The sequence below is a fragment of the Terriglobales bacterium genome, from assembly GCA_035567895.1.
In the GTDB taxonomy this organism is placed as follows: domain Bacteria; phylum Acidobacteriota; class Terriglobia; order Terriglobales; family Acidobacteriaceae; genus Gp1-AA112.
In genome coordinates this window covers 28,587-55,000 of sequence record DATMPC010000074.1, presented here as the reverse complement: position 1 = coordinate 55,000, position 26,414 = coordinate 28,587, and the positions used below count along the sequence as shown (strand labels likewise).

The window sequence follows — 26,414 nt, the reverse complement described above, 5'->3', positions numbered from 1 at the left end:
GGTTTTGTCTAAGCTGACAGTGAATTGCTCCACTGGTTCCCAAGGGACTACTTTCATATCCACTCGCGCCAGATCCTGACTCTGATCGTAGTCCGTGCCCCACTGTCCGTTCTGCTTGTTGATAATCAGTTTCCACGAACCTTTGGACGGAATTGTGTACAGCGTATAGCTCCCGGCATGAACAGTGGCGTCGCCTATGACCAAGTCGGTGTCGGTCTTGAGAGACGTGGCTTCGTTTGCTCCGGTTCTCCAGACCTGATCGTATGGGACCAATCCACCGAAGATCTCGCGACCTTTGGCGAATGGACGGCTGTATTCGATTGTCACCTTCTTGCCGTCGGCGAAAGTAACCGTTGCCGTGCCCGGAGGGCTCGGACGTTTGCTCTTGTCCTGCTGTTGTGCCGACAAGCTCATCGTGAGCAAAACAACCAATGTAGCGACCGCAATATGTCTCTTCATAACGAATGATCTCCTGAACCAACGTCTTCCGTTCTACTCAGTTGTCAGTAACCGCCGCCGACAATACTAGAGGTTCTTGCCGGCGGCTTATGTTTGACGAGCGACTCCGATTTTCGTAACGGCGCTTCGAACTCGTGGCCGTGTAATCCGAGCAGGTACCCTCAGTCTTACTGCGGACTGACTACTGAATACTGATTAGTTGCTTTCAAACCCGCATAATCATAGTGCAGCAGTCAGATGAAATGGCAGCAGTCCATCCCGTTCAGGCCCGAGGGGAGCGCAGAAACCCTCGGCACGCTTCCGGAAACGCCGGCCGTCTTTCTCCTTCGCAGCGACGATCCCAGCGCCGAGCCGTACATCAACAAGGCGGCTAACGTGCGCAGGCGCCTGGAGCGGCTCCTTTCGCCGGCTTCGCCGGACAGCAAGCGTCTAAATCTCCGCGACCGGACGCGCGCGATTGAGTACACGCTCACTGGTTCCGATTTTGAAAATCGTTTGCTGCTCTACAAAGCGTTGCACGAACATTTTCCGCGCTCGTATCGCAAGCGCATGAAACTCATCCCGGCTCCACTGGTGAAGATTGGATGGGAAAACGAATACCCTCGGGCGTATTTCACAAGGCGATTAGGAAAGACGGCGCTGCTCACGAAACCTGGAAATGATCGTACGCACTCACCAAAGACGAGTGTCTACTACGGTCCCTTCGCTTCGAAGGCTGCCGCTAATAAGTTCCTGAACGATGCGCTTGATCTCTTCAAGTCGCGGCGCTGCACGTTCAACCTTCATCCCGATCCGTCATTTCCCGGCTGCATTTATTCGGAGATGAAGATGTGCCTGGCTCCGTGCTTCGCTGGATGTACTGATGCGGAGTATCTGAACGAGGTCACGCGGGTGCAAGACTACCTCGACACTCGAGCGGAATCACTGGTCGCGCAACTTGAAACAGAACGCGAGGCTGCGTCGGCAGAACTTGAATTCGAGAAGGCTTCCGCGATACATGCACGTATTGAGAAGGTCAAAGCATCGTGGACTGGTGTACCCGAAATGGTCGGGCGCATCGAACAGCTCCGGGCTGTAGTTGTGCAGCGGTCTGCGCTTGAGGATCACGTTGCTCTATTCGAATTCCGGGACGGCCTGCTCCATGGCCCCGTGCAGTTCAACGTAGCGGCCATTCAACACGCCAATCCCAATTCGGGATCCAGTTCTTTATTCGCGCATCCGCACGTGGCAGTACCAGTTCCACTCGACAGCGCGGAAGCTAAAGGTGCGAACAAATCAAAGCCGCAGACGCTCGAAGCACGAGTAGCCGAGGCCCTCACAACCATTGAGACGCGCAAACCCGAGCGCGGTGAAGTGGCCGATCATCTCGCTCTGCTGAAGCGTTGGTATTACCGGTCGAGCAAGAAAGGCGAGATCTTCATTACGCATTCAGGAGAACTGCCCTCGAGAAGGATCGCGCGCGGCATCTCACGAGTATTTCGTGGAGAGGCAGAATCGGAAGATCGGACTAAGGGGCCTACTCAAGAGCTGTCATCCTGAGTTCCTCTGTTGGGCGAAGGATCTCCCGCAATATTCGGGTGCAATTGCAGCTAGTGTGGCTCTCTCACTAGAACTTGGAGTATCGGCCAAAATGCCAGGACGCAGCAAATAAGTCTGACGCATTCCGGAGATCCTTCGCCCAAAAGAGGGGCTCAGGATGACAGTGGGGAAGATATCGAGTCTTGATGCCGCCCGATCCCCCGATCACCCGATCGTTTTTGCACTCTCTTCCTGAACACTACCTTCACCTCATCCCTCCAGCGCTCGTCCACAGCAATCAAAGTCCAATCCAGTTCTGGTGAAAGATAGCGCAGGATCGTGTCGGTTGCAGGGTGGATGCGCAACGCTGGCGCTACCAACAGCAGTAGTGGCGCTCGGGGGGAGAGCGTGAGCGGCTTTCCATCCTGGGAAACGAAATAGCCGAACCGATGGAAATCTTCGCGTTCGTGATGCCACTTCACCCGCGACCAATAGTCGAGACCCTGTAGCGGCAGGTGAATGTCTTCGTCGGCTTTGAGTTCGATCACTGCGAGCTGGCCCTCACGAGTGCTGGCCAGCAGATCGATCATCCCGCGATCGGAAGCAGCAAAGGCTGGAACCTGCGCATAGGCATAACACGGATCAAGTCGTGCATCCAGCACGGTAACGTTTTTCTTCACTTCCGATTCCAGCCATCGCTCCGGCTGCATGCGCCACAACGCATGCTTTTTGTCCCCATCGGTTCGACGAAGCTCGCGAAGGCGCCGCATCAGGTCTTCGAACAGCGGTTCGGATTGCTCGGTAAGCAGGGTCTCATGAGCACCGCTGCCGAAGACGATCTCTTCACCCCGTGCAAAGGTCTCATTCGTGGTCGCAACCCTTACGCGCGCGAATTCCAGCCCATGTAGGCGAAAGGCGAGCTCTGTTGCGCTGAGGACGACGCTTTCGCACTCAGGCACCGCGGTGCGGATGCGCTCGGCGGAGGCGTTGAAGCGCTCCTTGACACGATTCGTTTCGGGACAGCGTACCAAGCGGGTTGCAATATTTCCTTGATCCGACAGATCGAGTTGCTCAAGGCTTTCCCCTCGTTCGTCAAATTCGAATAATTCAAAGCGAAATGCGACGCGATTCAGGTAGTGCATCCGCGCCTGAACTACCGCCGAGCGCCCACGCGGAACGAACAGCCGCAGGGCTTCGATTACAGAGCGGGCTGCATCGCGCTCTCGGCAATAGTGAAACCAGAGCAAAGCAAAAGTGAGAGCTCCATCCACGGATGCCTGCAACTCTGAATCATTCACTCCAAGGGCGCATACCGTCGATCGTCCGCGACGCAGCAGGCCGCGCGTATACACGGGGCTGAAGCTGCGCTCCAGATCGGCAGTCGAGACCAGACCCTCGACATTCCAATCTGGGAAGCTGCGCTGTAGCGTTCGGCCGAGCAGCTTCTGGTATTGCAATCGCGTCTGTCGCTGCAGTGCCGGAGCACGACGCTCACGGTCGGAGACAATTTCCAACCAGGACGGTTACCCCTTCCCAAAGCGTTGGACGGCCAAATTGAGCTGTCCGTTCTTTCGCTCGAGATCGACAACCCGCCTGACCGAATTTCTTTCCTGTGACCACAGGTGAAGCAGGCACTTTCCGTTCTCGCCGGAGACGGAATATTTGGCGGCGCTCAGATCGAACGTTGTTTCGCCTTCTTCGAGAACGCATGCGCGCGGAGCGGTAGCGAGAAATTCTTCAAGTTCGCGGGCAAGGCGGGCGGGATCCATCGCAATCTTTCGTAATTGGCCAATTGCGGAAGGGGAATCGTATTCGTGAGCCGCAGATTACTCAATGAGAAACTGCATGGATCGATTTCAGCTTCTCGTAGAGACGCAGTCCGCCGCGGCGGACGTCTCTACCATGAAATCTTAAGCGGCGTTGCTGGAGGGATCGTCATCACGGCTGTTCAGCAGGTTATCCGCGAGACGCAGATAGCGGCGGATGGTGCCGGTCTTGTCGCTATCGATCTCGCGCTGGATGTGGGGCTCTTCTTCCGAAGGATGCGAGGTCGGATCTACAGAATCCAGCTTGATCAAACTACGTACTCCACTTCCCAGACTTGGACCCGGAAAATCACAACAGTTACAACAATTACGGCAGTAGAGGAATGTATCCCAGCGTGGATTTTTTTGGCAAGTTGATTACGGGAATTGTCGTAATTACTAGACGGGGAACGGCGAACACTCTTCGACTTCGCTCAGGGCAGGGTCCGGTCACGAGGGTAAACAGAAAGGTCACGAAGATGTCTGAGTCATTACAAGGAGTGCAAGCCGCAATGCAAGCTTCGTGACCTCGATTTCCGCCGTCGTGACCATTGTGATCGCTCTTTCCGGCTCACCGTGGCACTAAGACGCGGCTTCGGCAATCGACGCGCGCTGCTGCACCTGATGCAAGTGAATCGAGCGCACGCGCAAGTTCTCGGCGGGAAACTTTTTATCGATAGCGAGCTGTGCAACGTGCCAGGCGCGATGGATGTGGTCAGAGCACAGGTGGAGCACTACTTGCCTGGCATCGCTGGTCCGGGCTTCAATGCGATACGCAGCCAGCTCAGGGCAGGACTCATTCCCCATGACTAGCCCAAAACCACACAGCGCAACCGTTCGTGACATGAATTGTGACTCTATGAAGCGTAGAGTGCTAGCTTGTTACGCACGCAACCGAACCTGATTCCGTTCGAGTTGCGGCAGGATATATATGCCACTCAATCAGCCTTAAGAAATCTCTCGCACTCCACTGGAGGGGGATTTTCCGTTCGCGGAGTCAGTCCAAAAAACTTGCGCTCATCGAGATCATCTCGCGCCCTGAGCCGCAAAGAATTGTTCCTCGAAGTCTGGTAACAAGGTCGCAGTCCCGCGGATGACCCGAATTGCTTACATGTGCTGCTAGATGCCGGGCGGGAGCGATATGGTTGTTTCAATAGTGCCCTTAACTAGATGTGATTAAAGGACTTATAACTTACGAGTTACACCTTCGGCTGCTTGTTCCGTAGAATTCTGCGCCTGCAGGATTGCATCAGCCACTCGGGCTGCCTCCACCGTCTCTCTAACATCATGAACACGAACGAGATGCGCGCCCTGAAGGATACTGGCCGTCACCGTTGCGATGGTTCCGGCCAAACGGCTTGAATCGGGACCGCCTAGTCGGAAGGCTGCCGCCCTGGCAAGGAAAGATTTGCGCGAAGTGCCGCTCAGCAGCGGGAATTGCAACTGGTGAAGTTCCGCGAGCCCGGCGAGCAGGGAAAAATTCTCGTCCATGCGCTTACCGAAGCCAAAGCCAGGATCAAGCACGATGCGCTCGCGATGCAGTCCTCCAAGTAGTGCGCGTTCTGTTAGGTGACGCAAACCCTCGACCACCAACGGCACAACTTCCCTGGAATCCAACGGAGGCTGGTTGCGCCATTCTTCCGGACGCCCGCGAGTGTGCATGAGCACACATCCGCAGGTATTCGCTCTCAAAGTGGGAAGCATATTCTCGTCCCAGGTGAAGCCGCTCACGTCATTCACAACTTCGGCTCCGACATCGAGCGCGGCTTTTGCAGTTTCGGCTTTGTAGGTGTCGATTGAGATCAGGGCATCAGGAGCTTGGTTGAGAATGCCCCCAATCACCGGCAGGACGCGGCGCTTCTCTTCGTCTGCGGAGACGAAGTCCTTTTCTCCAGGACGGGTTGATTCCCCGCCTACATCAATAATGTCCGCACCTTCATTTAGCAGCTCGATGCCATGCGCGATCGCGCGGTCTGGATCAAGGAACTGTCCGCCATCAGAAAAGGAATCGGGCGTCACATTCACGACGCCCATGACCAACGTGCGCTCTCCGAGTTTTAGAGATCGAGAACGCAGCTTCCAGTAGAATCGCGGGCGCATGGTGCGATTGTAATTACGCGCTGCGCTACAATCCGGCGCGATGACCAATTTCTCCCTGCGTCTTATCGCGTTGTTCCTCTCGCTCGTAGTTTTTGCGCATTGTCAGTCTTCGCAATCGACTCCGGCTACGACGCCCACCCCTGCGGTTTCTCCGCAGGCCATGCAGGATTTGGGCACCCGTCTCGCGACGCGGATTAATCTGACCCGGCAGCAGGATCCGCGCGCACAGCACGCTGCGTGGGGAATCAGTGTCGTCGATCTCGCAACCGGAGCCCCGCTCTATGCCGAGAATGCGGACAAGCTGCTTCAACCCGCGTCGAATACCAAGCTGTTCACCACTGCGACGACACTCGCACTGGTCGGCCCAGATTATCGATTTCTTACAACGATTGAGGCGAACAGCCCTCCCGATGGCAAGGGCCGAGTTGCCGGTGATGTGATCTTGGTTGGCCGCGGAGATCCCAATCTCTCGGGACGCGTTCTGCCCTACGCAAAAAAGACCGAGCGCGTAACGCAGCATGCGCGAATCCTCGACGAACTAGTCGACCAGGTGGCCGGCGCCGGCGTGAAGGTCATCGACGGTGACGTAGTTGGCGACGACAGCTACTTCGTTTACGAGCGTTATGGCGAAGGCTGGGCGCAGGACGATCTGATGTGGGACTACGGTGCGCCGGTTTCGGCTTTGACTGTAAATGACAATGTGGTTTTTGCCAGTCTCAAGCCGGGCGATCGCGTGGGAGCGCGAGCGTTGCTGACGCTCGATCCCTACACCGGCTACTACACGATTAAGAATCTGGTCACTACAACGGGCCGGGGAATTGCCCGGAATATAGGCGTACTGCGCGAACCGGGATCGCTGGAACTAACTTTCTGGGGAACGATCCCGCTCGGCGACCCGGGCGATGACGAGGCTCTAGCCATCGAAGATCCCGCAACCGCGAATGCCCAACTGCTTCGAATGCTGCTGCAACAGCGGGGGATTCTTGTGCGCGGCAAGGTTCGCGCTGTGCATTCTCAAGCGTGGCAATATCCTCCGCCGCTGATCCATCAGCCACTCGTAGTGCCGCCTGTCACCATACCGTCCCGATTCGTTCTGGCGCAACATCAATCGGCGCCGCTGCTCGAGGATCTGGTTGTCATCAACAAGGTCAGTCAGAATCTCCATGTTGAACTCATGCTGCGCCTTTTGGGAAAACTGAAAGGCGTGTCTGGATCGCTGTCCGGCGGGCTCGATGCCGAAAAGAAATTCCTGATCGAACAGGTGCGAATCGATCCGGCAGAGTTCGCGCTGTACGACGGCTCAGGCCTCTCACGTTCCGATCTGGCAACGCCGCACGCCTTTACGCAGCTACTGCAGTACGCCTATGGGCAACCCTGGGCCACACAGTTCCGCGACACGCTTCCCATCGCCGCCGAAGATGGATCGCTCTCGACGCGCTTCAAGGGAACATTCGCCGCCGATCATCTGGAAGCCAAAACGGGACAGTTAGGCTCGGTGAATTCCCTGTCGGGCTATGCAGTAACGAAGGGTGGTCACAATATCGCGTTCTCGGTTCTCGTGAATCATCACACTCTGGGCAATGCTCGGGCGAAGCAGATGATCGATGACATCGTGAATGCGGTGCTGGAAGAAGACTAAAACATCAAAAGGCTAGAACACGGATTGAACGGATTTGACGGATCGGACGGATATAGACAAATGCGCTGTTGCCTCGATCAGCCGAATGGCTGTCGTAACCGAAAATCAGGGATCAGAATCTGGTTCTTCTTGTGTCCGTTCAATCCGTGTTCTATGGTTTTACTTTCGCTTGAGTACAATATTTCCAGATTATGCCAACTGCATCACATTCAATTTCTCAGCTTATTCAGGAGCTAGCTTCACAGGCCAACCTTACTGTCGTCAGCGCTGGAGCCGGAACTGATTTCACTGGAGCGCCGACGGCAAAGCTTCAACTCAAGTCTCCAAGCGGCACGACCTACTCAGTCGAAACGAGTGAGGGTCTCTCTGCTGAAATAGAGAAGCGCCCAGCGTTAGGCGACGAGTTGAAGACGTATCTCCACACGCTCGCAAGGCGCATGCAATCCGCGCGTCCCGATGTCTTCCTCACTCTCCACGGCATACCGCTGTCCCTGCAGCAATTCAGTTGGCCCTATCATCGTTCCACTTCGGGAGCCGATTCCTACATCCTGCATGGCATCGCGCAACTGGCGGAGGCAGGAAGTCCCCTGCACGCGAAAGTCGCAGCCAGTTTGACCGTTACTTTCGCCGAAGTCCTGCCGGCTCTCGAGCAGCCATACGCGGAAGGTGTGACGTTCAACGCCCTCCGCAAAACGCTGGATCTCGGCCAACTCGAGCTGCTCAAGAGCGGAAACCGCCAACCGGTGCCGGTGAGCACGCGCTATTACAGCTCCCGGCAGCAGCGATTCATCTTCAGCGAAACCGACGAGACCAAGCGAAAGGAGTTTGTCCGCGCCAAGGTTTTTTGGGCCACCGCACGCTTGGGAGAAGGCAAGCCAAGCTGGATCGCCGATCCTTATGATGCTCAGTATCTCGACTGTTCAACTGAAGACTTGGGCAAGATCGCGCGTGAGCTTGCGAATGAAGGATTGCTGACACTCGATTCGTCCAGAGAATTTGCGGTTGCGAGTGCAAAACTCTCCTCGCAAGCGGACCAGTTCGTGAAGCGAATGGAGTCGGCTCTCGCTCTCCTGAAACCAAAGTTCAATGAGGAGATGCGAGCGGGCCACACGAACATGTAAACCGGGGTTAACACAAGGCCACGCCAGAGCAGCGGAAATCACTCTGGCAGGTTTCACTTCACCCGATCACCCGATGGCCCGATCACCCGATTCTTCCTCAGTGTCTTTGCCGTCGCGCAGTCGGCCGATAATCCTCGCCTTCGAGCTTAATGACTCTGCACATCTCCTGGAGTCGCGAGCGCATTCGTTCGCCGATTCTGTCACCGAGCGTCTCTTCGCGCGCCGCGCGTCGTGCGGCAAATCTGTCGCCGGGCTCACCCTGTGCTCCTGCCGGCGGTTCATCAGGAAAATTCGTGGTGATGATCGTCGTCCGCTTATCGTTGTAGCGGGTGTTCAGAATCAGACTTACTGTATCCCAAACCCACTCTGTGGGTTTCACGGCGCCAAGCTCATCCAGCACGAGCACCTCTGCTTCGAACACAGGCTGCAGAATCTCCAGCTCCGTTGCCTGCACGCTGGGATTGTAGGAATTCTGGATCTGCTTCAACAGCTCTCGATAGTCCACAAACAGGCAGGAGGTACGTTTTTGCTCGATGAGCGCCCGGACGACGCCAACCGCAAGATGCGTTTTTCCGACTCCGACGGGGCCGATAAATAATGGCCCAGTTGTGTTGACTGGATAATCTTCGATGAAGCGTTCGGCCCGGAGCCGGGCGGTTTTCAACGACGGATGCACGCGTTCATCGACTTCGAAATTCGCCAGCGTGCAATGCTCATAACGCGCAGGAATGCGCGCCTTCTTCAGCAGCCTCTCGGCCCAGTTGCCGATGCGACAGTCACAGCGGGTTACGCTTTGCGCCTTGACCGTCGTTGCCGGGATCGTCTTCCATCCCGAGCCGCCGCATTGAGGACAAGCTTCAGTGGACACAAGCATATGACACGAAGAACTCGCTCAATCATAGGCGAGAGTGCACACGCCAACAACCTGCCCCGCGCATGCAGCATGGTAGAGACGCAGCATGCTGCGTCTCTACGAGGATGCACGGGCGGCCTCACGCCTGTTAGAGTTTCACCTGCATGGACCAACAGCACGGCTTTGCCATCAACTCTGCCTCTCAGAATTTTGATCCGAAGCGCGATCTCCCTAGCGGATTTTTCGAGTTTTTTGTTCCGCTGCACGAGCGGTTCACGCCGCGACAACGCGAACTGGTCGCTAAGCGCAAACGAGTGCTCGCCGAAGCTCACGCGGGCAAGCTGCCGAACCATCTTCCCCCCTCGGAGGCGACGACCGGCAAATGGAGCATCACGCTGCCGGAGTGGTGCCAGGATCAGCGCAACCAGATGACTGGCCCAGCAGACGATGCTGAACTTGTGGTGAAAATGCTAAACTCCGGGGCGCCCGGCGTGATGCTTGACCTGGAAGACTCAATGGCGAACTCCTGGGATCATCTCGAGCTTGGTATCAACAACATTCATGCTGCGCTGCGCGGCGAGTTGACTTACTTCGATAAGAAGCGCAACAAGCAGGTTGGGATTAATGAAAGCAAGACGGTGATCTTCACACGCGCTCGAGGATTACATCTTTCGCAGCGCTTGCCTGGCCTGCAAGGTGACGATCTGGCGTCTGCTTCGCTCTACGACGTCTGCCGTATGGCCTTCGGAGCCGACCGCAGCAAGCTGAAGCATCCTCTTTCGTTCTATATTCCCAAATCGGAATCAGCAGAAGAAGGTTTATGGTGGAACGATCTGTTCAACGAGATCGAGCACCTACGCGGATGGCAACATGGCTACATCCGATGCATGGCGCTGGTCGAGTCCCATCCGCAAGCGTTTCAGATGGAGGAGTTTCTCTATCACTTGCGCGACCACATCCTCGGTCTCAATCTGGGACGTTGGGACTACATGGCTTCGCTCATCCACTTCAACCTCGACGACCCCGAGTGGGTGCTTCCCGACCGCAACACCATTCCGCATGACGTTGCCTTCTTCCAGAACCTGCGCGACCTGCTGGTCTCGATCTGCCATCACCGTGGTGCGTTTGCCATCGGCGGCATGACGGCGCTGTATCCCGACCGCACAAATCCAGAGTTGAACACTCGCGCTTTGGCCGTTCTTGAAAAAGACAAGAGGAACGAGTCCGATCGCGGATTCGACGGGGCATGGACCGGACATCCCGATCAAAATCAGATCGCCGTCGATCAATTCCCATTTCCGAACCAGATCAAAACGCACAAAGCGGTAGGTGAACGCTATCCCAATCTTCGACCGAAGCCAACTGGTCTTGGCAAGCGTACGCTGGCAGGAACGCGAGCAGCCGTGCGCACCGTGATTCGTTACCGCAACGGCGTGTTGAACGGCAAGGGTGCGAGCCTGCTCGACGGCTACATGGAAGATCTCGCTACCGACCGCATCTACCGCCTGATGATCGCGCAGCGTGTTCAGCATCGTGACAAGGTGGAGTTCACCGATGACAGCGGCAAGCCGGTGAAGCAGACTCCGGAGCTGATCACACGCCTCTTTGACGAGGAACTCGAGAAATTGGTGAATGCGCTTCCCGACGGAGATCCGCAAATCAATACCTTCCGCCAGGCTCGCAAGGTCGCCCAAGCCATGATCGTGAACGGCGAAATCGATCCGGTCTGAACTAACGCCTCGAAGCGACGAAGCTGGGTTGATCTTTTTCCTTTTGCGAATCGCTCGGCCCCCGCGCGATGGATGTCCTCTTCCTTCTGTATCTCGGCGACGCCTGTCAAGGAATTTGCTGAAACTTTCGCAACGCGCAGCAATCTGAAATGTCTGTGGTCTTCTGCTTGCTCGGAAAGGGCACTCTGAGCGGGCCGCTGCGAGGAGGGACGAACTAGGTGCAGGCCACTTCACCCGATGGTTCAGTCTGGCACGAGGGAGAGCTCGCGGTTCAGCTGCGCGCAGGTGTAGAGCAGGTTTCAGGACGCGGGATTCGTTCCAGCATTCCCGATGGACTCATCGACTTTCTCCGCGAGCCCAGGCTGGTTGCTTTTGCCAGCGTTGATTCCGATGGCAGGACTTGGGCTTCGCTGCGAGTCGGCTATTCTGGCTTCTTACGCGTGGTTGACGCTGTCACACTGGAAACCGAACCTGCCGACCTGGACGGCGATCCGCTGCTGACGAACCTGAAAAAGAATCCTGATGTGGGCATGGTGATCGTCGATCTTGCGAGTCGACAGCGAGTGCGCCTCAATGGCGAAGCCCAGGTACTTCGGGACAATAGCTTGCGCATTCAGGCTCGCCAGGTTTACGGCAACTGCCCGCAATACATCCAGCTGCGTGTTCCGGAACGCGCTTCACGGAGCAACAAGGCAGCGAGTCTGATTTCGCATGCCACCCGGCTGAGCCAGGCACAGCGTGAATGGATCGCGCACGCCGACACGCTGTTCATAGCCAGCGCACATCCGGACCGCGGAGTAGACGCGTCGCATCGTGGAGGCAATCCTGGCTTCGTGAAAGTAGAAGGAACGCGACGGCTGATCATTCCCGACTACAGCGGCAACAACATGTTCAACACGCTCGGCAACATCAGCGCAAATCCGCGCACTGGCTTGCTCTTTCCCGATTTCGAACAAGGACGCACTCTGCAACTCTCGGGCACCACCACGATCGACTGGGATTCCGATCGCTCAGCATTCCCAGGAGCCCAACGCCTGCTGATCTTCGACATTGACAAGGCAATCGAAATCGACCAGCCTGCATTGGCGAGTTACACGCTGCGGGAGTACTCACCTTTCAATCCGTAACTTTTCGAGCCTGTAAGCCCTGTTGCTGGACATGGTTACCTGCTGTCCGTGCGTAATCTTTTCGGGCTTCAGCTACCTTCCTATACTTGCCGGGTGAGTCAAACCTCCGATCCGCGCCTGCAGGAAGCAGCGCTCCGGCCCGAGGCTGATCCCCTTTCGCCCAGGAACACCGGTGCGCCGCGAGGAGCCTTCCGTCTGATCGCTCTTGCGATTCTTGCACTGCTGGGCGGACTTTTCGTGGCAACGGGAACGGCGCGAGCGGCATGGCAGGAAGTTGCGCAGCTGCTTAGTCTCGGCGGCAAGCCTGAGCCGGCGTCTGCCAATGTGCTGTCTGAGCACGAGATCGAGGTGCTGGACCAGATGGCCCCACAGAGCCAGGCGCAGCTACTGCTGGAACGTTCGATCAATCACTATCGCGGCGCCAACGATCAGATCGCGGAGCGCGTATATGGCTGGCGGGGAAAAATCCAACTGGATCAGAAATTGGAATCGCTCTTCATGACCGCGCTCAACTCCGACGATCTCCGAGTTCGTGCTGCGGCCATTGAAATTGATATTGCTGGGCGCGACCTGGAAAAGAGTACGGCTACGATTGATCGTCTGGAGCCCGATGCCCGTTCTGGCGAGCAAGGACCACGCGCCAATGCGCTGTGGGATATCGGCCTGCTTGGAAACCGTGGCGTTGAGCCGCAACGCGCGGCGCAGATTCTGCTGTCGTCGATTCACGACAGCAATGTGAACGTCCGCTACTGGGCGGTTGAGGGCCTCGCCTACCTGGGCAGCGACGAAACTATCGCCCCGTTGCTTGAGGTATTCCACGACGATCCATCGGGAATGATCCGTGAGCGGGCGGCATGCGGACTGGCCCAGTCGGGCATGCTAAGTGAGAAACAGCGCCGTACCGCGGTGCCAAAATTGCTCGATTATGCTGAGAATCCTTCGCTCGATCCTGAAACCCACAAGTGGGTCTTCCAGGCCCTCCGGGACATCACAGGCGAGTCTCTGCCGCATGATCCAGCAGCGTGGAGAAACTGGTACAACTCCAACGATGGACACTGGAACCCGGTGACCCGCGACGGTCGCTAACCGCGCTTCTCTCCTAGGCGTAATCGTACTTACAAAATTTCGTCCCTGATTCAAGCCCTCGCAGCGTCCGGCTCGGGCTTCTCACCGCCAGGCACTTAGCAAGTATTTCCAAAAATAAAGAATACTGAAGTTGTCGATTACGGCATTGCACATTCGCCGTCTGAGTGAGGCGAGATCATAAGAAGGAGAAATAACAATGAGATTCATGGTCATCGTAAAGGCGAGCGAAGACTCTGAAGCGGGCAAGATGCCGAGCCAGAAGCTGCTCGCCGAAATGGGAAAGTTCAATGAAGAGCTGGTGAAAGCGGGGTCATGCTGGCAGGCGAGGGCCTCCATCCCAGCTCAAAGGGTGCTCGCGTGAGATTCTTGGGAACGAAACGCACTGTCATCGACGGACCGTTTACCGAATCGAAGGAGTTAGTCGCCGGTTTTTGGATTTGGAAAGTGAAATCGAAACAAGAGGCGATCGAATGGGTAAAGCGCTGTCCCAATCCCATGGAAGGCGAGAGCGAAATCGAGATCCGTCATGTGTTTGAGGACGAGGACTTTGGCGCTGAGTTCACGCCGGAGCTCAGGGAGCAGGAGAAACGACTCCGTGAACAAGCCTCGAACGCAAAGAAGAACTAGCGGCCCCAGGAGAACATTATGCGATTCATGATCATGGTGAAGGGCAACAAAGAAACGGAATCGGGCAAGCTGCCCGAGGACAAGCTGATCGCAGCTATGGCCACCTACCACGAGGAACTGGCAAGAGCGGGAGCGCTGCTGGACGCGTCTGGGTTGCAGCCCACGTCGAAGGGCTGGCGCATGCGCTACTCGGGCGGCAAGCGCAACGTCATCGACGGTCCTTTTACCGAGTCGAAGGAGTTGATCGCCGGCTACACGTTGATCCAAGTGAAGTCGCGTGAGGAGGCGCGGGAATGGGTGAAGCGCTTCCCTGCTCCTTTCGGCGAAGGCGCGGAGGGCGAGATCGAGGTTCGGCAGTTGTATGAGCTGGACGATTTCGGGCCCAGCAGGGCAGTGGAACGCTTTCGCGAGATGGAGAGGGATTTCGTGGGGAAGAAAAAGTAAGCAGGGGTATCGAGCTGCATTGTCAAGATGTACACGGCGCCGGACTTCGTCCCCACGATCTCCACGGCCAGGATTGCCTCCCCATCTCGGCTACGTCTTTCAGTTGAGCGCGCGATTGCGCGCATTCATTCCGTTGCGGGCTAGTGGAAAGGAACACTTCATGCAAAAAATTACTCCATTCTTGTGGTTCGATGGCAACGCTGAAGAGGCAGTAAACTTTTACGTTTCGCTCTTCAAGAATTCCAGAGTTGTGAACATGTCCCGTTACGGAGATGGAGGCCCGGGGCCAAAAGGAACAGTAATGTCCGCGACATTTGAGCTCAACGGACAAGAGTTCATGGCGCTGAACGGTGGTCCACATTTCACCTTCTCTCCGGCGGTCTCATTCTTCGTGAAATGCGAGACTCAGCAGGAGGTAGACGAGTTGTGGGAAAAGCTTTCTGCTGGAGGCAAGAAGGAAAGATGCGGCTGGCTTAAGGACAAGTACGGTCTCTCGTGGCAGATTATTCCCAATGCTTTGGGTCGGATGTTGCTGGACAAGGATCCCGCCAAATCGCAACGGGTAATGAAAGCAATGATGGGAATGGACAAGATCGACATCCAGGGTCTGAAGCAGGCGTACGAGCAACGTTAGGGCCACGGCGGAAGCCAGTGCCTCTCCCTAGAAGTTGTAGAAGAGTTACATTGTGAACTTCGAGAAGGAGCTCTGAATGCCAGCTCAATCGGCAGCACAAATGGCAGACGCGAATGAGCGCCCCCAGAACATTGGGCGGAGCGCAGTCGCGCTGCTAGTAGGATTTGTCGTGGGTGTGGTTCTCTCGCTCGGGACAGATATGGTCCTGCATGCAATTGGGGTCTTTCCGGACTTCGGACAGCCCACGGCCGACAAGCCTTTGCTGCTTGCGACTATCTATCGCACGATCTACCTGGTTCTGGCGACCTACATCACCGCGCGACTCGCTCCCGAACGGCCCATGGCACATGCACTGCTGGCCGGCGCTATCGCCCTCGTGGTGAGCACCATGGGTGCTGTCGTGACGTGGAACAAAGGACCGGCTTTCGGTCCACACTGGTATCCTGTCGCGCTCATCGTGCTGGCGATGCCCTCCGCCTGGCTCGGCGGGAAGCTGCGCACGATGCAGACGTAACATCCACAGAAATTTTCAGCGCAGATGTCGTGAACATTCATGCTCGTCCGTCGTATCACTGAAATGTGCAGCGACATTACGTTTTCGAAAAGGAGCAAGGAATGAGTAAGGTGCGGGTTCTGGTTGGTACGCGCAAAGGCGCGTTCATTCTGACGTCGGACGGAAAGCGTGAAAAGTGGGATGTAAGTGGCCCCCACTTTGCGGGTTGGGAGATGTATCACCTGAAGGGATCGCCCGCAGATCCTAATCGGATTTACGCGTCGCAGACGAGCGGATGGTTTGGACAGATCATCCAGCGCTCGAGCGATGGTGGGAAGACTTGGGAGATACCCGGCGGCGCGCCAGCCCCGGCGCCAGATGGGAGTCCCAGAGGCCAGAGCAACAAGTTTGCCTACGACACCTCTCCCGAAACCGGCAAGCCCCTCACCACTCACCAGTGGTACGACGGCACGCAGCATCCGTGGGAGTTCAAGCGTGTGTGGCATCTTGAGCCTTCGCTCACCGATCCAGACACGGTGTACGCTGGCGTCGAAGACGCTGCCCTGTTCAGCTCAAGCGACGGCGGAACGACATGGAAGGAACTCTCTGGCTTGCGTGGACATGGAACTGGTCCAAACTGGCAGCCGGGAGCCGGCGGCATGTGTCTGCACACAGTCATTCTTGATCCCAGCAATCCCAAGCGGATTTTTATTGCCATCTCGGCCGCCGGAGCCTTTCGCACGGACGATGGTGGCAAGACCTGGAAGCCGATCAACCGCGGGCTCCATTCCCAGTACATTCCCGATCCGAATGCTGAGATCGGCCACTGCGTTCACCACATCGCCATGAACCCGAAGCGTCCGAACGTGCTGTTTATGCAGAAGCATTGGGACATCATGCGTAGCGATGACGCTGGCGACTCCTGGAAAGAGGTGAGCGGCAACGTGCCCACTGACTTTGGTTTCGCGATCGACGTTCACGCGCACGAGCCCGACACGATCTATGTCGTGCCGATCAAGAGCGACTCCGAGCACTTTGTGCCCGAGGGAAAGCTGCGTGTCTACCGCAGCCGCAGTGGCGGCAATGAATGGGAGGCACTCACAAAAGGACTGCCGCAAAAGGACTGCTACGTAAACGTGTTGCGCGACGCAATGGCGGTGGATTCGCTCGATAAATGCGGCATTTATTTCGGCACGTCCGGAGGGCAGGTTTACGCATCAGCCGACGCGGGCGACAGCTGGGCTCCGATTGTTCGAGATCTTCCGGCCGTGCTCTCAGTGGAAGTTCAGACGCTGTCGTGAACATTCGAGTCGAACTTCCCCAACATCTGCGAACGCTGGCGCAGGTAGGTCGCGAAGTCCAGCTCGACGTCCCAGCTCCAGTTACGCTGCGCTCGGTGCTCGACGCACTTGAAGCCAAGTATCCGGCGCTGCGTGGCACGATTCGTGATCACGACACGCAACAGCGCCGGGCATTCTTGCGCTTCTTTGCTTGTGAGGAGGATTTGTCGCATCAATCCCCGGACACACCCTTGCCCGATGCGGTCACATCTGGGAAGGAACCCTTCCTGATCATCGGCGCGATTGCGGGTGGCTAGGGTGCGGCGCTAACCGGCTGCATGGTAGAGACGCAGCATGCTGCGTCTCTACAAGGGTGATGGAGCAAAAAAAATTTTCGAACGTGTCGATTTTCAATGCCGGCGTTCGCTGTGTAAATGAGGGCAGGAAGAACCGGCGAGAGTGCTCGGAAATCCAGCTCGAATTCGAAAATCAAGTCAACAAGGAGAAGTGACATGCCGCGATTTCTATCAATCTATAAGACAGTCGAGAGGAATGCGCCTCCATCGCCGGAGGAGATGGCCAGGATGGGAAGGCTCGTCGAAGATGGCTTTAAGACTGGCTTCCTGGTCGCAACCGAAGGATGTTTGCCGACCGCATTAGGATCTCGGGTACGACTCTCACAGGACAAATTCACCATTACCGACGGTCCCTTCACCGAAGCGAAGGAAGTGGTCGCCGGCTTCGCAATACTGAATGCGAGTTCGAAGGAAGAGGCGATCAAGTTGACTAAGGACTTCCTTCAAGTGGCCGGCGAAGGTGAGTGCGAAATTCGCCAGATCTTTGAGGCCGATCAGGGCTGCCCAGGTTTGGCGACTGATGCCACGGCAACGAAGAAGGAACCGGCACTGGCGAGCTAAGACCAGTAGAGACGCAGCATGCTGCGTCTCTGCCATGCCCTCGGGAATATGCGGGAAGCGAGGCTTGCCTCTGCTTCATGATGGAGACGCAGCGTGCTGCGTCTCTACCTGAGATTGCGACTTGCGCCTTCGCTGCCGAAGATGGTGTGATGGGTAGCTGTGACGGCTACGGACACCCATCGCGCCATCGACGCAGTTTGGAAGATCGAGTCCGGCCGGCTCATCGCAGGGCTCACGCGAATCGTGCGCGACGTCGGCATTGCCGAAGATCTTGCGCACGATGCCCTCGTCGCCGCGCTCGAGCGGTGGCCCGAATCGGGTATTCCCGAGAATCCCGGCGCCTGGCTTATGGCTGCGGCCAAGCATCGCGCAATTGACTTCTTCCGCAGGAATAAGCGGCTGGAGCGCAAGCACGAAGAGCTTGGCCGCGAACTCGAGGCGCAAGAGATGGCCGTGCCCGATCTCAATGCCGCCCTCGACGACAATGTTGGCGACGATCTGCTGCGGCTCATCTTCATCTCCTGCCATCCAGTGCTCTCCAAGGAAGCGCGTGCCGCGCTCACGCTGCGCCTGCTCGGCGGACTGACGACGGACGAGATAGCACGCGCATTCCTGGTTCCGGAACCAACGGTTGCGCAGCGAATCGTGCGCGCCAAACGAACCCTTGCTGAGGCGCGCGTCCCATTTGAAATGCCGCGCGGAGCGGAGCTCGCTTCACGTTTGTCGTCCGTTCTCGAAGTTATCTATCTCGTCTTTAACGAGGGCTACTCGGCAACCGCCGGAGGCGACTGGATGCGGCCTGCGCTCTGCGACGATGCACTGCGACTGGGGCGCATTCTGGCTGAGCTCGCTCCCAACGAGCCGGAAGTGCATGGCCTGGTTGCGCTGATGGAGATCCAGGCATCGCGCGCCCACGCGCGAGTCGGGCCTTCAGGAGAACCGGTCCTGCTGCTCGATCAGGATCGCGGACGCTGGGATCAGCTTCTCATCCGCCGTGGTCTCGCAGCGCTGGACCGGGCCGAGAAGCTCGGCGGAGGTGGGCCGTACGCATTGCAGGCTGCTATCGCAGCGTGTCATGCACGTGCCCATACTAATCAGGAGACGGACTGGCCGCGCATCGCCGCACTGTACGCCCGCCTTGCGCAGCTCACGCCTTCTCCCGTTGTGGAACTGAACCGCGCCGTTGCGCTCTCATTTGCGTCTGGTCCAGCAGCAGGGTTGGAACTAGTGGACAGACTCACGTCGGAACCTTCAATGAAGGCTTATCACCTCTTGCCGAGCGTCCGCGGCGATTTGCTGAAAAAGCTGGGGCGCCTCGATGAAGCGCGCACGGAGTTCGAGCGCGCTGCGTCACTCACGCGCAACGCGCGCGAACGGAAGCTGCTGCTCGATCGCGCCGCTGCGTGCGGAGCTTGACTTGTTGTCCTGGGACAATTGCCTTCGCCTTCAGCAAACCAAACACGCGAGGACTCTGTCATCCTGAGCCCTGTTTGGGCGAAGGATCTCCCGGAATGCATCTGACTTAATCGCGTCGTCGAGGCTCTTTCACGAGATTCCCTGGCCGAAATGCCGGAAGAGAGCGTCGCGATCCGAGACATCGCGGGAGATCCTTCGCCCAAAACAGGGCTCAGGATGACAGAGAATTCACGGAGCATGCTCGCGAAGGGCAGGGACAACAATTTGCTCCCAGCAGATCTCTGAGCAGAGGGTTCGTTGGTTCCCTAAATGGATTTGTGACGGTAACTCCGCCCCATGTCAAGCCGTGTTGGAGGTCTTCAGAAAGGAGCGACCGACACTGGCGCTTGGCGCTTGCGTCACCGCAGACCTCAGCTACTCCGTTCGATAGCAAGCGCAGGAACCACAACTCTCAAAACGGCACAATCTTCTTCAGGCCTGTCTTCTTTTTCTTCTTGCTGGAAGAGCTGCCCTGGTCGTTTGTCGAATTGGCTGACGAGGCATTAGCAGCGTCGGTTGAGGATCCTTTCTCAATTTCGTTTACCTGAGCAGGCGCCGCCGGAGGAGCGCTGCCAGTGCCACTGGAAGCATCCGAAGCTGCAGAGGCAGTTCCGCCAGCACTTGCTGCACTCGGCGCATTTCCACTCTGCGCTGCGGGTGCGGCGTTTGGAGTGAGTTCGCCAATTCCCGTATCGGATCCAGCTGCGTTGCTCGATGCCGCGGCAGGCGTTGGCGGCGCAGCCGACTCAGGACTTGAGTTTGGAGCAGCCTCGGAACGAGGAATCGGATCGCTCTTCCTCGCATCGGGATTCGTAGTCTTTTCGACGCTGACTGTTCCACCGCCACCATCGGGAACCCCCAGGGCCATATTCTGGGCTTCACGAATAAGTTGCGGTGCGTTGGTCGGCGCGGGATCGACAAGCGGTGGCTCTCCCACTTTGGCAGCACGCGCAAGATTGTCTGGCGCCTTGTGGAAGGTCGACATCATCTTGCCGAAACGTCCCATTTCAGAACGGCTCTGCTCTTCGGCTTTGTATTGTGCAATGGCTTCGGGAGTGGGAGTGGGCACAGGCAGTCCCAAGTCCTTCAAGCGCGCCTGTGCGTCCCCGGCGTGGTCGCTGGTTGGGTAACGCTCGATAATCCGTGCGTATACCTTGCCGGCATCCCCGTCATATTGCTTGATCATCTTCACTTTGCGTTGTTCGTCCAGCTTGCTAGTTCTCAGCAGTCCCGCTTCGGCTTCATAAGAGCGGCCCAGCATCATGAGGACGTCATCTGCCTGGCTGTACAGCGGATAGGTATCGGCAAGACTCTTCAAGCGCGCAACTGCCGCCGGATATGACTCGCGCAGATAATAAAAGCGTCCAATGCGGTACTGACGCTCCGCAAGCACTTCCTGAACTTCACGCAAGCGCTGCTTAGCTTCTGGAATCAGCTTGTGATCGGGGTACTGCTGGATCATCGCGCGGTACTCGTCTTCGGCGCGCATGGCGTGCGTGTAATCGCGATCCGGTTTCTCCATCTGCTTGTAGTGCATGTTGGCGACTTTCAGCTGCGCCTCAGCGGCCTCAGGCAGATTGGGAAAGAAGGTTTGAAAATCCTTGTACTCGACTTCCGCCTGCTGATACGCAGCGGTTGTTCCCTCGGCGTACCACGAATCGCCGACTGCCAGCTTGGCTCGCGCGATAAATTCCGAATCGGGATAGGTGTTGATCAGAGTCTGCAGGGTAATGCGGGCGACGTCGTACTTACCCTTTTTCATCGCCTCCATGGCGCGGTCGAACAAAACTTTGTCCGGCTGCTTGGAATCCACATTGGCGATTGGATTGGCGACCTTGTTGTGATGGCAGCCAGCCACCATCAGCGCGATGCTCAGAGCGACGACGAGTTTTGTGAAGCGATAAATCATGGAAATCCTTGTTTAGGTCTCGGAGCTGCAAAGCTCCGAAGCCTGCTTAGGCCCTCACGACCTCAGGTTGTTTCTTTTCCGGCACCGCAGCTTGTGCTGCCCTCAACAGGTTCCGCGCATTCGCTGCGATATCGTGCCCGTTAAAAACGGCGCTACCGGCAACCAACAGTTCCGCGCCAGCCCTCACAACATCAGCGACGGTGTCTAGACCTACGCCGCCGTCGACTTCAATGCGAAAATTCAAACCGCGCTCCCGGCGAATCTTGGCGAGTCGTGCAATCTTGTGCAACGCGCCGGGGATGAACTTTTGTCCACCGAATCCGGGATTTACCGACATCACAAGGACAACATTCACCATGTCGAGCACTTCAGACAGCATTTCCACTGGAGTTGCCGGGTTAATGACGACACCCGGCTTGCAACCATGATGGCGGATCAATTCCAGTGTCCGGTTTAAGTGGACACATGCCTCCTGATGCACAGAGATCCAGTTAGCCCCAGCTTCGGCAAAATCTGGAATAAAGCGATCGGCATTCTCGATCATCAGGTGCACATCAAAGACGGCATCGGTCACCGGCCGCAGCCACTTCACAATCGGCGGACCGATGGTGATGTTCGGCACAAAATGCCCATCCATTACATCAAGATGAACGATGGTTGCGCCACCCTTGATCGAGGCCAAGACGTTATCGGCCAGGTGGGCAAAATCCGCAGAAAGAATCGAAGGTGCGAGTTCGACCAGAATACGCGCTTCCCGATGTCAGGAGACTCTCACGATTTTAACAAGAGAGGCGTGAAAACCGGGGAAATTCCACTTGCTGAGGTTATATCGAGCGGGCTAGGGCGTCGGCCCTATAACAACCTTCGAGGCCAAGCGGCTTACGCGCGGAAGAATGCTTGCGGAGCCACAGCATTGTCAGAGCTAATTGGAAGCTCATTTTGACTATTTTTTCAGCAGGCTGTTAAGCCGCGAACGCACAAAGCTCCCTAAACACTGTTCCGCTTGCGGCGGTCCTTTTTCTTGCCAGACAGCAACTTTTTGTCTGAACGCGTCGATTCGCCCGACCTGTGCCTTGTGATCTCTTCGCAGGCGTGAGCGTCTTCCATCAGTCGCAGTAACTCTCGGCGAGGGGAGGCCCCCACAAATGTGTGGCAGAAAACGCAGACTGAATCAATGATCCCGGAATTGGTGCGATTCGTAGTACGCAGAAAGTGAGCATCGGGCGGCATTTCGTTCGTCCAGAATATAGAGATGCGCAATGGAAGCAGGGTGATTCGCTTCTCTTACGGATATTCATTGCCACCGCGCAATCTTATTTTCAGCTACTTTGGGCGCTTGGTGGCGTTTGTTCCGTACTTCAAAGAGTTGGCCAGAAGTTCGTACTGATCGCTGGCGATGAAATCCACCCCTGTAGTCTGCGCGGCCCGCCAACGTTGTTGTGCAGCCGAAAGGGACCCGAAGTTGTAACTGCGGAACCAGCCGTGGCAGCTCAATTCGTCCTTGGTTGCGCCATCGAGCGTGTAGAAGCGAATCCACAACCCGTTTGCGTGGGCATGTTCAACCAGACTGCGCAACCGTAGTTCATCCTCCTTTGTCCAGTCGCCCGCCTGCGTTTGCCCTCCTTGCTCCACAACCGCCCAACTGTTGTTCCACCAACGGCGATAATTCGATGCCTGTTCCGGCTCCAGCACGTCGGGAGCGGCCATCGGATTCGTCGTATTTGTGTGCACCGCACCAAACACGAGCAATCGCTGACGTACGGGCACATCGTTATAGAACACCTTTGCCTGTTTGTCAGATTCGCCTGTGAGCACTAGTAGCGGTCTTACATCAAGGGCTTGAACTTCTCGTTCGTCACCACTCTTTACCGCAGTCGTAAGCCAGTCGCGATATTTGTTCAGCAAAGCCCAAACTGCGGCCAAGTGCTCCGGCTCCTCGGTCTTGAAGTCGAGATTCAAGGTGATCAAAGGCCAATCGGCTCGGTTGCCGCTGCGTAGTGCGGCTTCGATGACTGGGCGAATGCGCTCGAAGAAATACTGTTCTAGCGCTGGCTCCTGGCCCGTGACCGGAGCTCCATGGGCAACAACCGACCACGAACGTCCGCTGCGCCGATCGGTATACCAGAATGGATCCTGCTCGATGGCGAGCGGCATCCCGGTGGAGAGCGCACGATCGATCCGGTCTGTCCACCACTCGAAGTAGGGATAGCAATTGTGAGCATCCATGATGCTGCGCGCTCCAGGTTCAAAAGAGGAATGCTGGGCAACGGCTGGAATGAAACAAACGACACAGAGGGAAAAGAGTAATCCGATCTTCAGCGCAGCGAGTGTCTTGTGCATTCGTGACAAGAGTACACTTGCACGTCCGAATCGTTCCCACCGCATTATTGTGGAAGCCTGCGTCCTCTCAGTTCAGCCCAGGACGGCCGCGAAACATGGAGGCATCCTCATCTGAGGCTGCAACGGAAATAGCGCCAGCTAAGAGGAGTAGGCAGAGTGGTCGCACAGAGTGTGAGCGTTAGACGGATGGAATGGCGCGCGTCGGGAACGCCGGGATAGCTCGTCGAGAGCTCGGGACGGTCAGGTACTGAGATGGTCGCATTCACTTGGAACTGTCGAAGAGCGGTTCCAGGCTGTCCGGTGCGGGATGATACAGAGCGAAGTGATTTCCCTGATCACCAAAAGCCCGAAATAGAAGTTCCCCACGGCTGTTTCCCCGAGCATCGACCGCATCGATGATCTCGAGACGGGGATAGACATCGAGATGATGATCGTCCGTTATCTGCGTGAAGGCTTTGCGCAAACTCTCATCGATTTCTTCCCACGCCGCGACGGTGATGTACCTCTTCAGTCCGTCGACCAGGGCTGCTGCTGAATAAACCAGAATTGGAGCATTGTTGCCGTTGACATCAAAGACGCCGAAGCTTGGATTCTGTAACTCTAGCGCCGGGAATGAAGTTGGACCGTGGAATCGTTGCTTCTTTCCGGCCACACCTTGGGTCGCGGGTGGCTTGGGAACTTTCCGCAGCTTATCCAGCTCGGTTCTCGCCAGCTTTTCCATCTCTGCGCGTAACTTGTCCGTTTCCCCTGGCTTCGCGCGAAAAGTGAATGGCCGAGCCTCAGGACCTCCGGCATCGGAGATGGCCACTGCCATATGCATTGCCGGCGGAACGAATTCTTTCGTGGGCGTCGCCGCTGCCACTTTCGCTTTTCTCTCCTCTGCCGTTTGACGTCTCAGCGTCGGCCTCTCCGGATCGCGATCGATATTGTTTAGAACTTCGTCCGTCTGCTGCTTCGGTGGTGGTGGAGGGGCAGGTCCGCGACGCAGCCGAGGACGATCATCCTCCGACGGCGCGGAAGCCGCGGGCGTAGCCGAGGCTGTCTTGGCAGGTTCCGCCGACTTCTCCTTTTTGGCCTCGAATCGCCCAAGGCCGTACCAGATTCCCTTGTCTTGCCGCGAGCCACCGACATTGAACGTACCGATTGGATCACCGTTCTTGAAAACGTCGTAAATCACCCCGCCATCCACCGCGAGCGGCTCCGGCTGAGCCTGATAAAGTTCCGCATCGTAGAAGCGTCCCTCGACAAGAATGGCAACCGGAGTCAATACCGAGGTGCCAGGCTCAGGGATCGCGCTGTCGCCATTCCAGGTAACGACGCCCAGAGCGCGAGGCCCGCTGTTCTTCTTGCGTTGAGCCTCGGCGGGAAATAAACCAACGCAGACCGCGACTAGAAGAAACAGTGCGCGAACAACGGCGGTCCGACGGTTGCGATATAAATGAGCGAGAAAACTTTTCGAGGAAAAATTCTGCATGGAAATTGGCGACAAGGTACCCGACATCAGTGTCCCTAACGAGAATGGCGATCCGGTGAGTCTGAAGGATTTTCGCGGAAGACCGGTCATTCTCTTCTTTTTTCCGAAAGCCGATACCCCGGGCTGAACCATCGAGGCCTGCGGCTTTCGCGATCAATTCGAGAAGCTGCAACGTGCCGGCGCGGTCGTGCTGGGCATATCCAAAGACTCACCTAAAGCTCTGAAGAAGTTCAAAGACAAATATAGCCTCCCTTACTCGATGTTGGGCGATGAAGAGAAAAAGCTCTGCGAAGCCTTCGGAGTGCTCAAAGAAAAAAACATGTACGGCAGGACGTCGATCGGAATCGAACGCACGTCGTTTCTGATTGATAAGCAGGGCCGAGTGGCAAAGATATTTCCCAAGGTCAAACCCGAGGGTCACGCTGAAGAAGTGCTAGCGGCAATCAAGGAACAGAAGTCATAGGTGTTACATGCAGCATGGTAGGACGTCCGCCGCGGCGGATGTCCCTACCAGTACAATCGTGATAATTCTCCTATGTCTCAGGCTCTTCTCCAGCGCCTCACGCACAAGCATCAGAGTCTTCGCAACTTTCGTCATTACGACATTCTGGTGCACATCTTCGTGGTGGTGCTACTGATCTCGAATCTGGTTGGATCGAAGATTTGTGCCATCGGACCTTTTCGGATTTCAGGCGCGCAACTTCTCTTCCCCATCACCTACATTTTCGGCGACGTTTTCACTGAGGTCTACGGCTACTCCGGTTCGCGGCGTGCGATCTGGATTGGCTTCTTTGCCTCAGGTCTGATGGCCCTCATGGGCTTCGTGACAGTTCACATACCTCCGGCGCCGGATTGGCCGAATCAGCACGCGTTCGAGGTTGTATTCAACTTTGTGCCGCGCATGGTGGCAGCCAGCCTGGTTGCATTCTGGTGCGGTGAGTTCGCCAACTCTTACACGTTGGCACGGATGAAGCTGCTGACGGAGGGGCGTTGGCTCTGGACGCGAACGGTTGGATCTACTGTTGTGGGTCAGGCCGTAGACACGACGATCGTTATGTTTCTCGCGTTCGCCGGCACAGTAAGTGCAAAGTCGATTCTGATCCTGATTGGGTCGGGATACTTGGGCAAGGTATTGTATGAAGTGCTGGCTACGCCGCTCACGTACTTGGTTGTGAATTTCCTGAAGCGCAGTGAGGGTGTGGATGTGTACGACACTCACACGAACTTCAGCCCCTTTGGGAAGGAAAAGCCGGGCGAAACGGATGTTGCAATGATTTCAGCGACCTCTCAAGAAGCTGCCGTCGCTGGGAAATGATGAGAGTTGCACAGGGTCGCCCGTTCTTCGCTATTGAGAGATCACGCAAAGCGGCACTTTCAGTATGAGATCGCAAAGGTTGGGCCGA

Annotated in this window: 28 protein-coding genes (1 of these 28 only partly in view); 17 read left to right on the top strand and 11 right to left on the bottom strand. The window is 56.7% G+C overall.

The window, feature by feature from the left end:
* Positions 1-459, bottom strand: the 5' portion of a protein-coding gene (locus tag VNX88_15605; protein HWY70096.1) for a DUF2911 domain-containing protein. Its footprint begins 75 nt before the window's first position; 459 of the gene's 534 nt are visible here — the first part of the coding sequence; it begins with the start codon at positions 457-459; its stop codon lies beyond the left edge, outside the window.
* 237 nt (positions 460-696) lie between these two features.
* On the opposite strand from VNX88_15605, the gene VNX88_15600 reads away from it, so the two are divergent.
* Positions 697-1,998 carry a UvrB/UvrC motif-containing protein gene (locus tag VNX88_15600; protein HWY70095.1) on the top strand — a complete coding sequence of 434 codons (1,302 nt, stop codon included), beginning with the start codon at positions 697-699 and terminating at the stop codon, positions 1,996-1,998.
* A gap of 152 nt (positions 1,999-2,150) precedes the next feature.
* Here the strand turns inward: VNX88_15600 and VNX88_15595 are convergent, their stop codons facing one another.
* The 5 genes from VNX88_15595 to folP form a co-directional block, all read right to left on the bottom strand.
* Positions 2,151-3,491 (bottom strand): hypothetical protein, encoded by a 1,341-nt coding sequence (locus VNX88_15595; GenBank protein HWY70094.1) that lies wholly within the window; start codon positions 3,489-3,491, stop codon positions 2,151-2,153.
* A 9-nt stretch (positions 3,492-3,500) separates the two neighbouring features.
* Positions 3,501-3,746: a hypothetical protein gene (locus VNX88_15590; GenBank protein ID HWY70093.1), complete on the bottom strand. Its 246-nt coding sequence runs from the start codon at positions 3,744-3,746 to the stop codon at positions 3,501-3,503.
* A 141-nt stretch (positions 3,747-3,887) separates the two neighbouring features.
* Positions 3,888-4,055: a hypothetical protein gene (locus tag VNX88_15585; protein HWY70092.1), complete on the bottom strand. Its 168-nt coding sequence runs from the start codon at positions 4,053-4,055 to the stop codon at positions 3,888-3,890.
* A 309-nt stretch (positions 4,056-4,364) separates the two neighbouring features.
* Entirely contained in the window at positions 4,365-4,628 is a 264-nt protein-coding gene (locus VNX88_15580) for a hypothetical protein (GenBank protein ID HWY70091.1), read from the bottom strand.
* 339 nt (positions 4,629-4,967) lie between these two features.
* A complete protein-coding gene (folP, locus tag VNX88_15575) occupies positions 4,968-5,882 on the bottom strand; it encodes a dihydropteroate synthase (protein HWY70090.1) in 915 nt (304 codons plus the stop codon).
* A 40-nt stretch (positions 5,883-5,922) separates the two neighbouring features.
* Here folP and dacB point away from each other — a divergent pair, with 40 nt between their 5' ends.
* On the top strand, positions 5,923-7,521 hold the full coding sequence (dacB, locus tag VNX88_15570; GenBank protein HWY70089.1) for a D-alanyl-D-alanine carboxypeptidase/D-alanyl-D-alanine-endopeptidase: 1,599 nt from the start codon (positions 5,923-5,925) through the stop codon (positions 7,519-7,521).
* Between the two features lie 191 nt (positions 7,522-7,712).
* The gene (locus tag VNX88_15565) at positions 7,713-8,642 is read left to right on the top strand and encodes a hypothetical protein (GenBank protein HWY70088.1); all 930 of its coding nucleotides are present in this window, start codon (positions 7,713-7,715) and stop codon (positions 8,640-8,642) included.
* Positions 8,643-8,739: 97 nt separating this feature from the next.
* On the opposite strand, the gene VNX88_15560 is transcribed toward VNX88_15565, so the two are convergent.
* Positions 8,740-9,510, bottom strand: coding sequence for an ATP-binding protein (locus tag VNX88_15560; GenBank protein ID HWY70087.1), 771 nt, complete (start codon positions 9,508-9,510; stop codon positions 8,740-8,742).
* A 149-nt stretch (positions 9,511-9,659) separates the two neighbouring features.
* Here VNX88_15560 and VNX88_15555 point away from each other — a divergent pair, with 149 nt between their 5' ends.
* From VNX88_15555 to VNX88_15500, 12 genes are all read left to right on the top strand, one after another.
* The gene (locus VNX88_15555; GenBank protein HWY70086.1) at positions 9,660-11,225 is read left to right on the top strand and encodes a hypothetical protein; all 1,566 of its coding nucleotides are present in this window, start codon (positions 9,660-9,662) and stop codon (positions 11,223-11,225) included.
* Between the two features lie 218 nt (positions 11,226-11,443).
* On the top strand, positions 11,444-12,352 hold the full coding sequence (locus VNX88_15550; protein HWY70085.1) for a pyridoxamine 5'-phosphate oxidase family protein: 909 nt from the start codon (positions 11,444-11,446) through the stop codon (positions 12,350-12,352).
* A 93-nt stretch (positions 12,353-12,445) separates the two neighbouring features.
* Positions 12,446-13,438 (top strand): HEAT repeat domain-containing protein, encoded by a 993-nt coding sequence (locus VNX88_15545; protein ID HWY70084.1) that lies wholly within the window; start codon positions 12,446-12,448, stop codon positions 13,436-13,438.
* A 196-nt stretch (positions 13,439-13,634) separates the two neighbouring features.
* A complete protein-coding gene (locus tag VNX88_15540) occupies positions 13,635-13,799 on the top strand; it encodes a hypothetical protein (protein HWY70083.1) in 165 nt (54 codons plus the stop codon).
* Positions 13,751-14,065, top strand: a complete 315-nt coding sequence (locus VNX88_15535; GenBank protein HWY70082.1) for a YciI family protein — start codon at positions 13,751-13,753, stop codon at positions 14,063-14,065. The genes VNX88_15540 and VNX88_15535 overlap by 49 nt, the downstream gene beginning before the upstream one ends.
* An 18-nt stretch (positions 14,066-14,083) precedes the next feature.
* The gene (locus VNX88_15530; protein HWY70081.1) at positions 14,084-14,509 is read left to right on the top strand and encodes a YciI family protein; all 426 of its coding nucleotides are present in this window, start codon (positions 14,084-14,086) and stop codon (positions 14,507-14,509) included.
* 160 nt (positions 14,510-14,669) lie between these two features.
* Positions 14,670-15,143: a VOC family protein gene (locus VNX88_15525; protein ID HWY70080.1), complete on the top strand. Its 474-nt coding sequence runs from the start codon at positions 14,670-14,672 to the stop codon at positions 15,141-15,143.
* A 76-nt stretch (positions 15,144-15,219) separates the two neighbouring features.
* The gene (locus tag VNX88_15520; protein HWY70079.1) at positions 15,220-15,657 is read left to right on the top strand and encodes a hypothetical protein; all 438 of its coding nucleotides are present in this window, start codon (positions 15,220-15,222) and stop codon (positions 15,655-15,657) included.
* A gap of 101 nt (positions 15,658-15,758) precedes the next feature.
* The gene (locus VNX88_15515) at positions 15,759-16,937 is read left to right on the top strand and encodes a hypothetical protein (GenBank protein HWY70078.1); all 1,179 of its coding nucleotides are present in this window, start codon (positions 15,759-15,761) and stop codon (positions 16,935-16,937) included.
* Positions 16,934-17,233: a MoaD/ThiS family protein gene (locus VNX88_15510; GenBank protein ID HWY70077.1), complete on the top strand. Its 300-nt coding sequence runs from the start codon at positions 16,934-16,936 to the stop codon at positions 17,231-17,233. The genes VNX88_15515 and VNX88_15510 overlap by 4 nt, the downstream gene beginning before the upstream one ends.
* Before the next feature lie 195 nt (positions 17,234-17,428).
* Positions 17,429-17,833, top strand: coding sequence for a YciI family protein (locus tag VNX88_15505; GenBank protein HWY70076.1), 405 nt, complete (start codon positions 17,429-17,431; stop codon positions 17,831-17,833).
* Between the two features lie 159 nt (positions 17,834-17,992).
* Positions 17,993-19,249: an RNA polymerase sigma factor gene (locus VNX88_15500; GenBank protein ID HWY70075.1), complete on the top strand. Its 1,257-nt coding sequence runs from the start codon at positions 17,993-17,995 to the stop codon at positions 19,247-19,249.
* Between the two features lie 451 nt (positions 19,250-19,700).
* Here VNX88_15500 and bamD read toward each other — a convergent pair whose 3' ends face one another.
* The 4 genes from bamD to VNX88_15480 form a co-directional block, all read right to left on the bottom strand.
* Positions 19,701-21,197 (bottom strand): outer membrane protein assembly factor BamD, encoded by a 1,497-nt coding sequence (gene bamD, locus VNX88_15495; protein HWY70074.1) that lies wholly within the window; start codon positions 21,195-21,197, stop codon positions 19,701-19,703.
* Positions 21,198-21,243: 46 nt separating this feature from the next.
* Entirely contained in the window at positions 21,244-21,939 is a 696-nt protein-coding gene (gene rpe / locus VNX88_15490; protein ID HWY70073.1) for a ribulose-phosphate 3-epimerase, read from the bottom strand.
* 581 nt (positions 21,940-22,520) lie between these two features.
* Positions 22,521-23,423 (bottom strand): hypothetical protein, encoded by a 903-nt coding sequence (locus tag VNX88_15485; GenBank protein HWY70072.1) that lies wholly within the window; start codon positions 23,421-23,423, stop codon positions 22,521-22,523.
* 376 nt (positions 23,424-23,799) lie between these two features.
* On the bottom strand, positions 23,800-25,101 hold the full coding sequence (locus VNX88_15480) for a hypothetical protein (protein HWY70071.1): 1,302 nt from the start codon (positions 25,099-25,101) through the stop codon (positions 23,800-23,802).
* Here VNX88_15480 and bcp point away from each other — a divergent pair.
* Entirely contained in the window at positions 25,010-25,474 is a 465-nt protein-coding gene (bcp, locus tag VNX88_15475) for a thioredoxin-dependent thiol peroxidase (GenBank protein HWY70070.1), read from the top strand. The genes VNX88_15480 and bcp overlap by 92 nt on opposite strands.
* Before the next feature lie 72 nt (positions 25,475-25,546).
* Positions 25,547-26,326, top strand: coding sequence for a queuosine precursor transporter (locus VNX88_15470; protein ID HWY70069.1), 780 nt, complete (start codon positions 25,547-25,549; stop codon positions 26,324-26,326).
* Positions 26,327-26,414 lie beyond the last annotated feature (88 nt).

Excerpts from the sequence above, each read along its gene's own strand:
- VNX88_15540 (HWY70083.1), top strand. The coding sequence starts at position 13,635 with ATGAGATTCATGGTCATCGTAAAGGCGAGCGAAGACTCTGAAGCGGGC.
- VNX88_15535 (HWY70082.1), top strand. The coding sequence starts at position 13,751 with ATGCTGGCAGGCGAGGGCCTCCATCCCAGCTCAAAGGGTGCTCGCGTG.
- VNX88_15505 (HWY70076.1), top strand. The coding sequence starts at position 17,429 with ATGCCGCGATTTCTATCAATCTATAAGACAGTCGAGAGGAATGCGCCT.
- VNX88_15565 (HWY70088.1), top strand. The coding sequence starts at position 7,713 with ATGCCAACTGCATCACATTCAATTTCTCAGCTTATTCAGGAGCTAGCT.
- VNX88_15480 (HWY70071.1), bottom strand. The coding sequence starts at position 25,101 with ATGACCGGTCTTCCGCGAAAATCCTTCAGACTCACCGGATCGCCATTC.
- VNX88_15525 (HWY70080.1), top strand. The coding sequence starts at position 14,670 with ATGCAAAAAATTACTCCATTCTTGTGGTTCGATGGCAACGCTGAAGAG.
- VNX88_15520 (HWY70079.1), top strand. The coding sequence starts at position 15,220 with ATGCCAGCTCAATCGGCAGCACAAATGGCAGACGCGAATGAGCGCCCC.
- VNX88_15470 (HWY70069.1), top strand. The coding sequence starts at position 25,547 with ATGTCTCAGGCTCTTCTCCAGCGCCTCACGCACAAGCATCAGAGTCTT.
- VNX88_15590 (HWY70093.1), bottom strand. The coding sequence starts at position 3,746 with ATGGATCCCGCCCGCCTTGCCCGCGAACTTGAAGAATTTCTCGCTACC.
- VNX88_15600 (HWY70095.1), top strand. The coding sequence starts at position 697 with ATGAAATGGCAGCAGTCCATCCCGTTCAGGCCCGAGGGGAGCGCAGAA.
- dacB (HWY70089.1), top strand. The coding sequence starts at position 5,923 with ATGACCAATTTCTCCCTGCGTCTTATCGCGTTGTTCCTCTCGCTCGTA.
- VNX88_15530 (HWY70081.1), top strand. The coding sequence starts at position 14,084 with ATGCGATTCATGATCATGGTGAAGGGCAACAAAGAAACGGAATCGGGC.
- VNX88_15580 (HWY70091.1), bottom strand. The coding sequence starts at position 4,628 with ATGTCACGAACGGTTGCGCTGTGTGGTTTTGGGCTAGTCATGGGGAAT.
- VNX88_15555 (HWY70086.1), top strand. The coding sequence starts at position 9,660 with ATGGACCAACAGCACGGCTTTGCCATCAACTCTGCCTCTCAGAATTTT.
- VNX88_15515 (HWY70078.1), top strand. The coding sequence starts at position 15,759 with ATGAGTAAGGTGCGGGTTCTGGTTGGTACGCGCAAAGGCGCGTTCATT.
- bamD (HWY70074.1), bottom strand. The coding sequence starts at position 21,197 with ATGATTTATCGCTTCACAAAACTCGTCGTCGCTCTGAGCATCGCGCTG.
- VNX88_15485 (HWY70072.1), bottom strand. The coding sequence starts at position 23,423 with ATGGATGCTCACAATTGCTATCCCTACTTCGAGTGGTGGACAGACCGG.
- folP (HWY70090.1), bottom strand. The coding sequence starts at position 5,882 with ATGCGCCCGCGATTCTACTGGAAGCTGCGTTCTCGATCTCTAAAACTC.